We start from the raw sequence: 13446 nt of genomic DNA, 5'->3' as shown, positions 1-13446 counted from the left end.
TCAATTAGCCATTTGTGAAATGAAGTTTGGCAAAACAATTAAAATTTTTCTGATAGATGGCGACCCTAATGGCAGAATGAGTTGTGAGCTTTCCAATTGGACAGGTAAAGCGTACAAGATTCCACGAGTTCGAATAAAAGATTGTTCTGATAGATCTGAGTTGAGTAAAACTGGTATTTATCTCTTACTTGGTCGTAATGAAATAGGTACTGAACAGGTTTATATAGGTGAAGCGGAATCTGTGTTAGAGCGATTGCCGCAACACAAGGAAAAAGATTTTTGGAATGAGGCTATTGTCTTTATAAGTAAGGATGAAAACCTTAACAAAGCCCATATTAAATATTTAGAGAACAGACTTCATAGCATCGCTAAAAATGCGAACCGCTATAAAATAGAAAATGGAAATACACCTACTCAGTCTGCCATATCAGAATCAGATAAGGCTGAAATGGAAGAGTTTCTGGAAAATATTAAGCTTTTAGTTAACACACTTGGCCACAAGGTTTTTGAGGAAAAACGAGAAGCAAAACCAGAAACAAAGCAACCACAAGAAGTTTTTCAGATTAACTCCGCACGAGGTTCTAATGCACTGGGGGTTCCTACATCAGAAGGATTCGTAGTTTTTAAAGGATCAAAAGCAGCTACCAATACGGTTCCTTCATTTCCTTTATCTACACAAAAACTTCGGCAGGATCTTATCGAAAAAGGTTTATTATCTATAGTCAATGATTGTCTTGAGTTTACTGATGATTATATATTTGGTAGCCCTTCAACTGCTGCTACCATCGTTATGAGGCGAAACGCCAATGGTTTAATTGAATGGAAAACGTCAGTTGGAAGAACCTTAAAAGGATTTGAAGCAGATGAAACTGCGTTTGTTACCAGTAATGTAATCAAATTAGAAGCTGTAGTTTCCCCTATCTAAAAATTATGATGCTCGAATCTCGTGTTGCCGATCTCTTAGAAGCCCCTGATGCCAAATTGGTCATTGAACGGGCACAGGCTATTTTGGCAGACGAAGCGCAACGACGTCGGGCGTTTCGAGAATGGCTTCGCGATGATATTAAAGCCGAATTCATTAACGGCGAAGTCATTATGCATTCGCCTGTTAAGCGTCGACATTTGGATGCAACGCAAAATCTAACGACTCTACTTCGAGTCTACGTACACCTACATGATTTAGGTGCTGTTGATTCAGAGAAAGCCCTGATTGGTTTAACGCGCAATGATTATGAGCCAGATATCTGTTACTGGAATAATGAGACGGCGAATTCATTCGAGGATGATCAAATGGAGCATCCGGCACCGGATTTAATCGTTGAAATTCTCTCTAAAAGTACTACGGGTCGCTACCGGGGTGTCAAGTTTGAGGACTATGCAGCACACGGTGTTCAGGAATATTGGATCATCGACCCCGTCCGAAAATCAGTTGAGCAATACCAACTGGATGAGCCAACAATGGCATTCGCTTTCATAGCGGTCCTCTATCTAAATGATATCATTACGGCAATTACAGTCCCTGGTTTTCAGATTCCAGTTAAGGCAATTTTTGATAAACAAGTTAACCTGGAGACCTTACGGGTTCTGATGACAAAACCCGTCTGATTGATGCTCAACCAATGATTACCATTACCAAAGCCGCCGAACAAGACCTCCCCATCATTCGCGACATTGCCTACCAAACCTGGCCTACTACGTTCGGGGAGATTTTATCGCCTGCCCAAATCAGCTACATGCTGGAGATGATGTATAGTCCTGAGGCCCTCAGGACGCAGGTAATTGAGAAAAAACACGTCTTTCTGATCGCCCAAGATACCGACAGCAACGAGCCACTGGGCTACGTTTCCTACGAACTAACGTATAAAGGGCAGCCCCTTACCAAAATTCACAAGATCTACATGCTCCCCGCCAGTCAGGGCAAAGGGGTTGGTCGATCATTGATAAATCAGGTCGCTACCATAGCCGTGCAACATAAGAACACTCGCTTGGGTTTAAATGTCAACCGCTACAATAAGGCTGTCCAGTTTTACGAACGAATGGGTTTCTCGGTCGTTGATCACGAAGACATCGACATTGGCGATGGCTATTTGATGGAGGATTTCGTGATGGAAAAACCGTTGATAGCCTAGGTAAATAGCGCTGGAAAAGCTATTTTTAAGGATAAAAGGCACGATATAGCTCTATTATGCCAATTTTAAGAATGACCACTAAAATGAATATAATATTAACTACTAATAGTAATATCGACGGTTAAACACCTAAACGACGATAGATACGTTGGTCTGTTTTCTCCCTCAACAAACGATCTTGAAACCTTTTTTTTTCACACGAATCCAATATACTTCCGGCGACTGGGAAACCGATCAGCGAATGCCATCGAACCTGATGCATTCGCTTGTAGAATACACAACCCTACCCGTCGATCAGAAAGAAAAGGTAGTTCAACTCAGTAGTCCAGACCTGTTCAAAAGCCCGTTTTGCTATCTCAGCGGTCACAAACTAGTCGAGTTCTCGGCCCTGGAGCGCGATCACTTCAAACGCTATATTCAGAACGGCGGGTTCGTGTTTGTCGACGACTGTAACCACGACGTGGACGGCCTCTTTGCTAAATCATTTGAGCAGGAAATGGCACGCACATTTGGTCCGAAAGCCCTCCAGAAAATCTCTAATTCACACCCCATCTATACTTGCTTTTTCAAATTTCCCGAAGGCCCGCCAACTACCTCATTTGAGCTAAATGGCTGGGGTGATGACCTGGTACATGATTACCTCAAAGCCATTACGATCAACGGGCGGATTGGTGTTTTATACAGCAACAAAGATTACGGCTGCGAGTGGGATTACGACTTCCGAAACAAGCGTTTCCTGGCCGAAGACAATACAAAGTTTGGTGTGAACATAGTGACGTACGCATTGACCGCTTAAATAATGTATAATGAAAAATGAAAAAAGGCTCAATTGCTGACACATTATTCATCATACATTTTATATTATTCATTAGTACTCCCCTTCTTACAACCTGATACATATAGCAAGTTGGAATCAACAGACTTAACTCACTACAAATCGCTGGTAGCCAAGCTGCCGCTGCTTCGAAAAGAAATTGGAAAGGTAATTATTGGACAGGAAGAAGCCATTAGCGAAGTACTAATCTCGCTTCTGGCCGGTGGCCATTGCCTGCTCGAAGGTGTTCCCGGTCTCGCCAAAACCTTGATGGTCAAAACGATGTCTGATGCATTGGCGATGCGATTCAAACGTATTCAGTTTACCCCTGACCTGATGCCTGGCGATATTGTTGGGACGGAAATTCTGGAAGATGACCATGAGACTGGCCACAAAGTATTCGTCTTTAACCAGGGGCCAATCTTTGCGAACGTCGTTCTGGCCGATGAGATCAACCGGACTCCACCTAAAACGCAGGCGGCCATGCTCGAAGCCATGCAGGAGTATAAGGTTACCTACGGCGGTAAAGACTATTTATTGCCGAAGCCATTCCTGATCATTGCGACCCAAAACCCAATTGAGCAGGCGGGTACATATCCTCTTCCAGAAGCACAGCTAGACCGCTTTCTGCTCTATATCAAACTCAGCTACCCATCTGAACGCGAGGAGTTAAACGTACTGAAAAGTACAACAGGAACGGCCCGCCCTGAGTTGAATACGATTCTCTCCGATGAGGACATCATCCAGTTGCAAAAGCTGACCCGACAGGTCCACATCAGCGAAGAACTGATCGACTATATCAACAAGCTCGTGCGGGCTACCCGGCCTGACGACTCCCCTTCGGCCTATGTAAAACAGTGGAGTCAGTGGGGTGCCGGTCCACGTGCTGGGCAGGCTCTGGTGTTGTGCTCAAAGGCACGTGCTGTGTTAAACGAGCGTTTTTCGGTCATTCCCGACGATATTCAATCGCTGGCCTACCCTATTTTGCGTCACCGTATTGCCCTGAACTTCCGTGCCGAAGCTGAGGGTATTACGACCGACAAGGTAATCAAGCAGTTGCTTACGGAGCTGCGATTGTCGTAAAGATTTATGCTCACAACGGATCTTATAAAGCTCAATAACCTGCAACTGGCTGGAAAATTAGTCAGTGATGAGTCATTATTGGGTATTCAGGCCAGTAACAGATCCGGTATTGGCACCGAGTTCGAGCAATTTCGGCACTACACACCGGGCGACGATCCGAAACGGATAGACTGGAAATTATTTGCCAAGTCGAATCAATATCTGGTCCGCGAATCAGCTACTGAAAGTAATCAGCAGGTTAGGTTTGTGCTCGATCTGTCCGGCTCGATGAACTATACCGAAGCGGATGTCAGTCGATTACAATATGCCAAAATCCTGCTGGCTTCACTCGCCTATCTGAGTAACCGACAAAGCGACCAGATCAGTTTGTACAGCTTGCAGAATGGTACGATACAAACGCTGGTTCCGGCAGGTAAACAGTCTTTCCTGAAACTCGTAGCCACGCTCGAAGCCGCTAAAGCGAATGGTACCTGGGACAGTACAGCTACCTCCTTCCCGGAATTCAGCCGGAAGCAAAGCGAGATGCTCATTATTGCGTCCGACTTCCTTCAGGTAAATGACGAGTGGGTGAACCTGATTCAGAAAGTGTCTGGCCCCCGGCGGGAGATTGTTATTTTCCAGCTATTGGGCGATCAGGAAATCGACTTCACGATGAGTGGCTTTTACCGGTTTCAGGATTTGGAAACGGGGAAAGAAATCGAATTACAGGCCGATGCCATTCGGGATACGGTTCGCCAACGATCTGCCGACTACCTGACCCAATTAGAAACCAGTTTACGAATTCCGCACGTTCGGCTGATCCGCGTTCGCTTAAGCGAGCCAATTGCCCTGGTGCTAAAACAGTATTTGACAAGTTAATATGCCATTTGTTGAGCCAATTTTATTGTGGGGGGCGCTGGCCGTTATCATTCCGGTCATCATTCACTTCTGGCACCAGAAGCAGGGGAAACCGCTGCCCTGGGCGGCTACACAATGGCTTTTGGAAAAGCAACAGCAACAAAGCCGGGGGTTCCGGCTCGACAATGTTTTGCTGCTGATTATTCGATGTTTACTCTTGATTTTGCTAGCCGTCTTACTCGCCCAACCGTTGCTTAACTGGCTGACGAAGCCACCAGCTGTTCAGAAAATTCATCTGGTCCAACCAAGCTCGTCTGTTGCGGATAATTTCAAGTTTGAACTAACCGAAGCTCTAAAGAAAGGGGAAAGAGTTATCTGGGCCGATGATCGTCTGACGAAACTAGACGACAAACCATACCCGTTCCAGAACCAAGCCCGACTCGATCCATTGCGCTTGCAAACAGCTATTAATCAGGTTGATGCACAACACAATGTGCTTCATCTGTACATAAGCCCTACGGAGGCCTTAGCCGATGTTCCCGCCATTACGGTACCAACTCATTTTCAGCTTCATACCCTCATCGATTCAACGAATCAGCCCCGCGCTTATCTATCCTTAAAGGACAACCGAAAATTATTTATCAACAAGGGCGGTAAACTTACCAGTAGCTCTGCCTTGGACCCTTCGCTCAAATTCCAGTCGGAGCCTGTACATTCGGGACCTATCCGAACGCTGGTCCAATATAAAAATGAACAGGAGCGAAAGACGGTTACAGCCGCATTGACCGCCCTAGCCGATGTATACGGTATAGAGTGGGTGATTGACGAAAAACCTACATCGAATCAGGCATACACCTGGCAACTCACCGACCACTTGCCTGCCAAACCATCCCCACAAACCTTATCGATTGTTTCGGGCAATTTGCAACATACGTCACTACCCAACGTCATTTATACGAACGACGTACTGACCCCCCAAACCTCCGAACGTGTCGAAACCGGGCAATTGCCGGAATGGTTGGGCGAACAGTTACTCCGGTATTATGGTCTGAAAATAAACAGCCAGCCCCTTGGCCAACAAGCGATCAAGAGTCTTTTTATACCCTCAACCAAGCCAACAAGGGTACAACATGCGAGCCTGCAACATGCACTACTGCTATTATTTATCGTTTTAGTTGTAGTTGAACGCTGGCTCGCCTTGACAAAAAACGCATGAACGAACTAAAACGTCTTATTTCGTCGGTCACGTACCAGCTTTACGCGAACGTCCTTCTGCGTTGCCTGCTGCTGGCCGCTTCGGCCTATTTATTGACTGCTACGTTTACGGGACCATCGCTATGGCCAGTTTTGCTGGGCGTGGCAGGATTTGGCGCGGGCGCTATCTTCAATAAACTGTACCAGGATAAAAAACCGCTCGCCATTCAACTCATTCATCAGACGGTTGGCGATGCTGAGTATAGCTTGCCCCTATTGACTAAACCCCAGCTCAATCTGGCCGAACAACTTCAGCTTGACCGGCTGAATCAGCAGATTCAACGTGTACAGGCACCCGTGGTTGTCTGGTCGAAAGCGGGTGTATACAGCCTGTTTTTAGTGGGCGCGCTCGCCGTTTATGTTGGCTATCCATTACTACAAAAAAGTCCTGAGAAAGGGCCGAAAAAGAGTGGCTTTATGGCTGCTGTCATGCCTGAAAGCAAACCCGTTCCTCCTTCCTTCGAATCGGCCAGTTTGCGTATTCAGCCGCCTGCTTATACACGCCTTTCCGAAACGAATTCATCAAATTTAAATGCTTCGTCGGTGGTTGGTTCGAACCTGAGCTGGCGGGTGCAGTTTAGTTCAAATCAGAAGCTCTCGGTTCGAATGGTTGGCAGTCGTGGACAGGAACTGGCCTTCCGGCAGTCGGGTAATGCGTACACGTATCAGGATCGACTTATTAGTTCAGGGCTTTATGCCATCAAAGCCTATTGGCGGACGGAAAGCAATAAGGATTCGGTTGTTTATCAATCAGATTTTTACCGCCTTGAAGCCAGGCCAGACCTCGCGCCTAAAATTGAGCCTGACTCAAAAGTGCTGTATCAGTTTCATTACCTCAAAGACCCCAAAACGTTAAACATAGCCGCTAAAATTTCTGATGATTTCAGTATTACTCAGGCGTTTATTGTGGCAACCGTAGCGCGGGGATCGGGCGAGAACGTGAAATTCCGGGAAATGAAATTCCCGCTCAGCCCGACCAATTTCAAAGAAGCACGATTTACCAAGGCCATTGATCTAAAGGCGCTGAATTTCACGCCCGGCGACGAGCTTTATTACTATTGGGCTGCCTTCGACAACCGCCAGCCCGAGCCAAATTTCACGAAGTCAGATACGTATTTTGTCGTTTACAAAGACACAACCAAGGTTGAAGAAAGCGAACTGGCTACGATGGCCGTAAATATAATGCCGGAGTATTTCCGGAGTCAGCGGCAAATTATTATCGATACCGAAAAACTAATTGCCACCCGCAAAAAAATGGCCGACAAGGCCAATCCGACACATGCCTTTAAAAGCCAGTCGAATGAAATTGGGTTCGACCAAAAAGCCTTACGACTACGTTACGGCCAGTTTTTGGGCGAGGAATTTGAAAAATCAATCGGTGGCGGTGGCCCACCCGCCAATACCGACGGGGCACCCATAGCGGGCCTGGTAGATGCCTACATGCACAAGCACGACGAAGGAGAAGGCGATCATGGCGGGCCTGCTCAAGCTCACCACGACGATGATGAGCATGATCACAATCATGGAAGTGGGGCCGCTGATGACAACAAAGACCCTCTGGCTGCTTTAATGGAGCAGTACGTGCACAATCATGACGATGCCGAAACGAATACGTTTCATGAACAATCAACTAGGGCATTGCTGAAAACGGCACTGGAAAATATGTGGCAATCGGAACTGCATTTGCGGATGTACGAACCAGAAAAAGCCCTCCCCTATGAACAGGAAGCCCTTAAATACCTAAAACTGTCGCAGCAAAAAGCCCGGTCGTATGTAAAGAAAACCGGCTTCGATCCACCACAGACAAAAGAAAAGGAAACCCGCTTAACGGGTGAATTCAAAAACGTAACCGATGCTTTTAATCAGGAACGTGCGTATTCGCAGCAACGCATCGAGTTGCTGGTTCCGGAAGCGCTCGGTTATCTTGACCTTTTAACCCTAAACACCCAACAACGGCAAACGCTGCAACTACTTGGCAATAGTCTGGCTAATGGCGTGGTGAACAGTGGGCTTCAGAATTGGTCGATATTAGCCTCGTTGCAAAAACTGGCCGGAGGGAAATCGCTTACCAGCGCTGAGAAAACGCAGTTAAAAACAAAACTCTACGCCCTAACGGGTACGTCGGAGCGAACCGGTCCATCGTATGCCAGTGACCGTGCCTTACAACAAGCCTTTTGGCGACATATTAAGTAATGGACAATGAATAATGGATAATGTAAAATGAGAAAGCTTGCAGTATTCATTATCCATTCTTCAGTATCCATTATTCATTAACTAAATATGCAAACTAGTATCAACTGGACCGATCCGATTAATTGGTTTATCGCCCTGGCGTTGCTCATCTTACTGGCGGGTCAACTCTGGCTCATTTCCCGTAACCAGTCGCTGGCGTCAGGCCGAAAATGGATTCGGGCTGGCCTGAATCTGCTACTCTGGCTGGTTATCGTCAGTTATTTCCTCCAACCCCACTGGCAAAGACAAAGTCCCTCAAGCCATGCCCTGTTAATTGGCGACGATGTTCCAACGTCCTTTGCCCGGCACTTAAAAGATAGCCTGCACATCCAGGATAGCTTTTCCAGCAGAAATTTCAGAGCAGAATACGATTCTATCACCCTGGCAGGGCAGCGTTTTCCAACCGAAACATTGACTCAACTCAGTAACGCTGCCTTGCAATGGATTCCTTATAACCAACTCAACCAGTTGACAGATATCCATTGGAAAGGTATTGTACGACAGGGCGAAATGCAGCGGGTAGCGGGCCGAATTTTATCATCGGAGAAACAACTCCTGCGGCTTCGATTTGGTAAACAGACGTTAGATAGTGTCGCGCTCCATGAAGGTGACAACGCTTTTTTTCTCCGATTTCCAGCTTTCTCTCGGGGTCGCAGCCAGAGCGAGTTGGTATTGGGAAGTACAACAACGTTGGATACGATCCGCTTTTTTACCCGAACAACGGAGCCATTAACGGTGCAATTCCTCCTGAACAGCCCCGATTTCGAGAGCAAAACCCTGGCCGATTGGTTAGGTAAACAGGGACATACAGTACAGGTGGTCACCACACTTTCGACTAATATTCGAAGTAATGTCAATATCAATAAGGTGGGCAAAACCGTTGGAAAAACGACACCAGACCTTATCATAACTGAACCCGGCAATGCGGCAAACGCAACCGTCCGAAAAGCCGTTGCTGATGGAAAAGCAGTGTTATTTATTAACCTGACCAATCCGGAAACCGATTGCCAAACCATTAATAAGGTTTTAGGAAGTAAGTGGCAGGTTCGGAAAACAGCCAGTGAGCCCGTCGTTCCAATAGGCAATGGCTTGAGCTCACTCCCCTACCGCTTTACGGATAATTTGAATCAATTTGCGGTAACTGGCTATCCAATCGCTGTTCAGCGAACGAGCGGACGCGTGGGCGTAAGTTTGTTGAGTGAAACCTACCCGGTATCACTCAGTGGCGATAGCCTAACTTACAACCGGGTTTGGTCAGCCGTGTTGGCGCGTCTGTCTCCTTCTGATAAGAATGTGATTCAGGTAGATGAACCCATCTATAGCGGACTGCAACAGGCTATTACAATTAACAACACCAGTAACGCATCATCCCGCCTGTCAGTTGGTAAGGACACTGTATCATTAGTCAAATCGCCTATCAACGACCGCTTGACAACGGGCCAGTCTTTGTTTAGGCAGACGGGTTGGCAGACTGTGCAGGACACTCTGGCCGTGTATGTCAACGCCCGAAACCAGAACGACCCAATTGCTGAACGGCAACTTGTTAATCGGTTTATGATAGCACATGCTGAACACAATCCAGTTCGTGAAGGTATTGCGCGAACGACCACCGTTCAGGTACCAAATTGGGTATGGCTTTTTTTGCTTGTTAGCTGTTTTACAGCGCTTTGGATAGAGCCAAAATTGATTTAGCGTTTATAAATCAGATTTATCACCACACCGTTTTTTCCATTCACTCCTGAACTTCATGCGGTCCTCGTCGGTCATTTGACGCCATTTGCTTCGCCATTGCTGTGGTCCTTCTCCACCCCGAAAGGCGCCTTCTCCCCCACGAAAACGTCCGTTTCCCGGACCGAACTTAAAGCCGCCAAACAGAATTCGGGATAAGGCCAATAAACCTACGGCTTGCCAAAAAGTAACGGCTTTCACCGGTACAACGGCTACCAATACGTTATTCCAAAGCCAGAATACGACATACGAAAGCCCCCCTAAGGCTATAAGTATAAATAGTGGAACAAAGAATCGTATCCGTCTGTAAGGCGTTTTCATGGTTTATAGGTTATCAAGTTCGTCGTATAAACGCTGGAGTCGTTTTCGCAGGTGCTGAACGGCGTAGCGTTTTCGGGAAATAATAGTCTTCAAATTCTCGCCGGTTTGATCAGCAATTTCCTGCAATGTACTGTCTTCCAATTCATTCTGAACAAACACCGTTCGCTGATTTTCGGGCAATTCGTTCAGTGCCTTCATTAACTCTTCCCAAAATATATCTTTAAAAAACTGATCTTCCGGGGTTTCAGCATCGGCCAGCAGAATGTCTCTAAAACGATAATCATCATCATCGCTGCCCTCGCCCATCAAATCCGACAAGGCGTCTTCTTTTTTCTTCCGGTAGGTATCGGTAATCCTGTTTTTAGCCACCTGAAACAGCCAGCCGCTCATGCTCTCAATGGCATCAAGATCGACGACTTTGGTCAGTTGATACCAGACATCCTGCAAAATATCTTCGGCATCCTCTTCTGATTTCACCTGCCCACGAATAAATCGAGACAGTCGATTACCGTACTGTTTAACTGTCTCAATTATATTTCGTTGGGGCGTTTCGGCCATAGTATTCAGAGCCCAGAAACGCCTGTTTACGGGTGGTTTTTGATTTTATCGCGATTATCCAGTTCGCGTAATACGTCGGCCAATGTACGGAAACGGTTGGCATCGCCAATGAAACCCAATCCCGACATAATTAGTGCAAAACCACCTGTGCTGACCCAAAACCAGGGATCGGCGTTAGCTTCTTTAAGTTTAGAGCCGTGTAATAGAACCGCCAGTCCACTACCAAGCAGCATGGCGCCACCGCCACCAAAGAGCCAATACTTCATTATTAGTTTTTTTTCACGTTGCGTTCTCATATGTTTCTGATTTGATTGTCAATTGTTCAGAAAACCATTTGTCCTGTAACAGGTTTACAAAAAAAATGTATCTTACCTCGTAGTTAAGGTCAAGCCCCTTGACCTGTCTGGCCACTAACGTCTAACATCTATGCCCGTTTTCACCCTCGGTATCGAAGAAGAGTTTCAAACGATTGACCCTAATACGGGCGAGTTGCGTTCACACATGTCGAAGATTGTTGATGGCGGCCAAATAGTTCTTCAGGAACGTGTTAAAGCCGAAATGCACCAGGCAGTCGTTGAAGTAGGAACGAATATCTGCAACAATATTCAGGATGCCCGCCAGGAAGTGACTTACCTCCGAAAGATGATTATAGAACTGGCTGAAAATCAGGGACTTAAAATTGCAGCTGCTGGTACTCATCCATTTTCTGACTGGCAGGAACAACTCATCACACCTAATGAACGCTATGACCGGCTTATCGACGAATTGCGCGATGTGGCACGCTCGAACCTGATTTTTGGCCTGCACGTCCATGTGGGTATCGAAGATCGAAATGAGGGTGTACAGATTATGAATGCCGTCCGGTATTTTCTGCCTCACATTTATGCCCTCTCGACCAACTCACCCTTTTGGCGGGGCCGCAACACGGGTTTTAAGTCATATCGCTCAAAAGTATTCGATAAATTTCCGCGTACGGGCATACCAGATTACTTTTCGTCAGCGGCTGAATATGACGAATACATTAATCTGTTAGTAAAAACCGGCTGTATCGACAATGGCAAAAAAATATGGTGGGACATTCGACTGCACCCATTCTTTGACACCATTGAATTCCGCATCTGTGATGTGCCTATGCGCGTAGACGAAACCATTTGTCTGGCGGCAATCATGCAGGCACTGGTTGCCAAAATCTACAAGCTGCATCAGCAAAATCTTAATTTCCGCCCCTACCGGCGTATCCTGATCAACGAAAACAAGTGGCGGGCTGCTCGCTATGGAATCGAGGGGAAACTGATCGACTTTGGCAAACAGATCGAAGTGCCTACACACGAACTTATTCATGAACTCCTCTCCTTCATCGACGATGTTGTCGATGAACTGGGCAGCCGGGAAGAGTGTAACTATGTGTTGAAAATCCTCGAAATGGGCACTGGTGCAGACCGTCAATTGGCTGTCTTTCAGGAGACAAACGACCTTAAACAGGTAGTAAATTACATTGTCGAAGAAACTTCTTTTGGTATCGTGTAGTTATTTTCCGAAGCACTATTAACAAATAGGTAGCCGTAACAAACACTCTATGAGCTTAGTAAAAATTGCCGTTCTTGATATGAATAACAACCATGCCAACGAGGGTATGCGTTGTATTTTACACTCAATACGAAATATACAGGGCAACGAACACGCCGAATTGGCATTCGACGTATTCGATGTTCGGGCCAATAATGAAATCCCTGACCTAGACTACGACGTTTACATTTCGTCGGGTGGGCCGGGGAGCCCGCTGGCTTCAACAGATGCCTGGGAAGCACATTACTTTGACCTCATCGACAAGATTTTTGCCTGGAATCTTCAGAATGAGCGAAAGAAATACGTGTTTCTTATCTGCCATTCATTTCAGCTGGTTGTTCGCCATCTAGATTTAGGTACCCTGAGCAAGCGGAAATCGACCTCATTCGGTATTTTTCCGGTGCATAAAACCGACGAAGGAGATACGGAATCATTACTGGAAGGGTTACCTGATCCATTCTACGCAGTAGACTCCCGTGATTACCAAATTACAAGTCCAAACGCAGAGCGTATGGAGGAGATCAGCGCAGAAATATTGTGTCTGGAGAAAATCCGCCCCCATGTACTACTCGACCGGGCAGTGATGGCTATGCGATTCTCACCCGAAGTGATTGGCACCCAGTTTCACCCCGAAGCCGACAACGAAGGTATGTTGCGCTATTTCCTGCAACCCGAAAAACGGAATCATATCATCTCGAATTTCGGAAAAGAAAAATACGACGACATGGTTGCCTATTTGCAGGACCCGGACAAGATTGCCTTGACTGAGTCGGTTATTTTGCCCGGATTTTTGCGTCAGGCAATTCGGGATCTGTCGCCCGAACTTATCATGGAATAGGAAAATGGCTTGAACAGATATATCCGATTGGTCAGCCTTTAGGGGTTAAAATTGGTTGTATCTGTTCAGGTCTTATTACTAGCTTC

At 46.4% G+C, this 13446-nt stretch carries 14 protein-coding genes; 11 read left to right on the top strand and 3 right to left on the bottom strand.

Going from position 1 to position 13446, the window contains the following annotated elements; translation table 11 throughout:
* Window positions 1-19: 19 nt before the first annotated feature.
* From CWM47_RS07140 to CWM47_RS07100, 9 genes are all read left to right on the top strand, one after another.
* On the top strand, window positions 20-925 hold the full coding sequence (locus CWM47_RS07140; protein WP_100987332.1) for a GIY-YIG nuclease family protein: 906 nt from the start codon (window positions 20-22) through the stop codon (window positions 923-925).
* 5 nt (window positions 926-930) lie between these two features.
* Complete coding sequence (locus tag CWM47_RS07135; RefSeq protein WP_317046724.1) at window positions 931-1605, top strand: Uma2 family endonuclease; 675 nt, start codon at window positions 931-933, stop codon at window positions 1603-1605.
* 14 nt (window positions 1606-1619) lie between these two features.
* Window positions 1620-2129, top strand: coding sequence for a GNAT family N-acetyltransferase (locus CWM47_RS07130; protein ID WP_100987331.1), 510 nt, complete (start codon window positions 1620-1622; stop codon window positions 2127-2129).
* A gap of 178 nt (window positions 2130-2307) precedes the next feature.
* Window positions 2308-2925, top strand: a complete 618-nt coding sequence (locus CWM47_RS07125) for a DUF4159 domain-containing protein (RefSeq protein ID WP_100987330.1) — start codon at window positions 2308-2310, stop codon at window positions 2923-2925.
* A gap of 111 nt (window positions 2926-3036) precedes the next feature.
* Window positions 3037-4026 carry an AAA family ATPase gene (locus tag CWM47_RS07120; protein WP_100987329.1) on the top strand — a complete coding sequence of 330 codons (990 nt, stop codon included), beginning with the start codon at window positions 3037-3039 and terminating at the stop codon, window positions 4024-4026.
* A gap of 6 nt (window positions 4027-4032) precedes the next feature.
* Window positions 4033-4884, top strand: coding sequence for a DUF58 domain-containing protein (locus CWM47_RS07115; RefSeq protein WP_100987328.1), 852 nt, complete (start codon window positions 4033-4035; stop codon window positions 4882-4884).
* A 1-nt stretch (window position 4885) separates the two neighbouring features.
* A complete protein-coding gene (locus tag CWM47_RS07110; protein WP_100987327.1) occupies window positions 4886-6079 on the top strand; it encodes a BatA domain-containing protein in 1194 nt (397 codons plus the stop codon).
* Window positions 6076-8310, top strand: a complete 2235-nt coding sequence (locus CWM47_RS07105) for a hypothetical protein (protein WP_100987326.1) — start codon at window positions 6076-6078, stop codon at window positions 8308-8310. The genes CWM47_RS07110 and CWM47_RS07105 overlap by 4 nt, the downstream gene beginning before the upstream one ends.
* A gap of 87 nt (window positions 8311-8397) precedes the next feature.
* A complete protein-coding gene (locus CWM47_RS07100; protein WP_100987325.1) occupies window positions 8398-10041 on the top strand; it encodes a hypothetical protein in 1644 nt (547 codons plus the stop codon).
* A gap of 3 nt (window positions 10042-10044) precedes the next feature.
* On the opposite strand, the gene CWM47_RS07095 is transcribed toward CWM47_RS07100, so the two are convergent.
* The 3 genes from CWM47_RS07095 to CWM47_RS07085 are packed head-to-tail and all read right to left on the bottom strand — an operon-like array spanning window position 10045 to window position 11252.
* Entirely contained in the window at window positions 10045-10398 is a 354-nt protein-coding gene (locus tag CWM47_RS07095; RefSeq protein WP_100987324.1) for a hypothetical protein, read from the bottom strand.
* A 3-nt stretch (window positions 10399-10401) separates the two neighbouring features.
* Window positions 10402-10956, bottom strand: a complete 555-nt coding sequence (locus tag CWM47_RS07090) for an RNA polymerase sigma factor (RefSeq protein ID WP_100987323.1) — start codon at window positions 10954-10956, stop codon at window positions 10402-10404.
* A gap of 26 nt (window positions 10957-10982) precedes the next feature.
* Window positions 10983-11252, bottom strand: coding sequence for a hypothetical protein (locus CWM47_RS07085; RefSeq protein WP_100987322.1), 270 nt, complete (start codon window positions 11250-11252; stop codon window positions 10983-10985).
* Between the two features lie 130 nt (window positions 11253-11382).
* Here CWM47_RS07085 and CWM47_RS07080 point away from each other — a divergent pair, with 130 nt between their 5' ends.
* Together CWM47_RS07080 and CWM47_RS07075 are read left to right on the top strand one after the other, a co-directional pair.
* Window positions 11383-12483 (top strand): carboxylate-amine ligase, encoded by a 1101-nt coding sequence (locus CWM47_RS07080; RefSeq protein WP_100987321.1) that lies wholly within the window; start codon window positions 11383-11385, stop codon window positions 12481-12483.
* Between the two features lie 49 nt (window positions 12484-12532).
* On the top strand, window positions 12533-13360 hold the full coding sequence (locus CWM47_RS07075; RefSeq protein WP_100987320.1) for a type 1 glutamine amidotransferase: 828 nt from the start codon (window positions 12533-12535) through the stop codon (window positions 13358-13360).
* Window positions 13361-13446: the final 86 nt, after the last annotated feature.

Source organism: Spirosoma pollinicola, assembly GCF_002831565.1.
GTDB lineage: Bacteria > Bacteroidota > Bacteroidia > Cytophagales > Spirosomataceae > Spirosoma > Spirosoma pollinicola.
This window is presented reverse-complemented; position numbering and strand designations above follow the sequence as displayed.

What these genes read in the sequence shown, in the direction of transcription:
- CWM47_RS07090 (WP_100987323.1), bottom strand. Translation starts at nt 10,956, where the DNA reads ATGGCCGAAACGCCCCAACGAAATATAATTGAGACAGTTAAACAGTAC.
- CWM47_RS07140 (WP_100987332.1), top strand. Translation starts at nt 20, where the DNA reads ATGAAGTTTGGCAAAACAATTAAAATTTTTCTGATAGATGGCGACCCT.
- CWM47_RS07130 (WP_100987331.1), top strand. Translation starts at nt 1,620, where the DNA reads ATGATTACCATTACCAAAGCCGCCGAACAAGACCTCCCCATCATTCGC.
- CWM47_RS07085 (WP_100987322.1), bottom strand. Translation starts at nt 11,252, where the DNA reads ATGAGAACGCAACGTGAAAAAAAACTAATAATGAAGTATTGGCTCTTT.
- CWM47_RS07100 (WP_100987325.1), top strand. Translation starts at nt 8,398, where the DNA reads ATGCAAACTAGTATCAACTGGACCGATCCGATTAATTGGTTTATCGCC.
- CWM47_RS07095 (WP_100987324.1), bottom strand. Translation starts at nt 10,398, where the DNA reads ATGAAAACGCCTTACAGACGGATACGATTCTTTGTTCCACTATTTATA.
- CWM47_RS07105 (WP_100987326.1), top strand. Translation starts at nt 6,076, where the DNA reads ATGAACGAACTAAAACGTCTTATTTCGTCGGTCACGTACCAGCTTTAC.
- CWM47_RS07080 (WP_100987321.1), top strand. Translation starts at nt 11,383, where the DNA reads ATGCCCGTTTTCACCCTCGGTATCGAAGAAGAGTTTCAAACGATTGAC.
- CWM47_RS07075 (WP_100987320.1), top strand. Translation starts at nt 12,533, where the DNA reads ATGAGCTTAGTAAAAATTGCCGTTCTTGATATGAATAACAACCATGCC.
- CWM47_RS07115 (WP_100987328.1), top strand. Translation starts at nt 4,033, where the DNA reads ATGCTCACAACGGATCTTATAAAGCTCAATAACCTGCAACTGGCTGGA.
- CWM47_RS07110 (WP_100987327.1), top strand. Translation starts at nt 4,886, where the DNA reads ATGCCATTTGTTGAGCCAATTTTATTGTGGGGGGCGCTGGCCGTTATC.
- CWM47_RS07135 (WP_317046724.1), top strand. Translation starts at nt 931, where the DNA reads ATGATGCTCGAATCTCGTGTTGCCGATCTCTTAGAAGCCCCTGATGCC.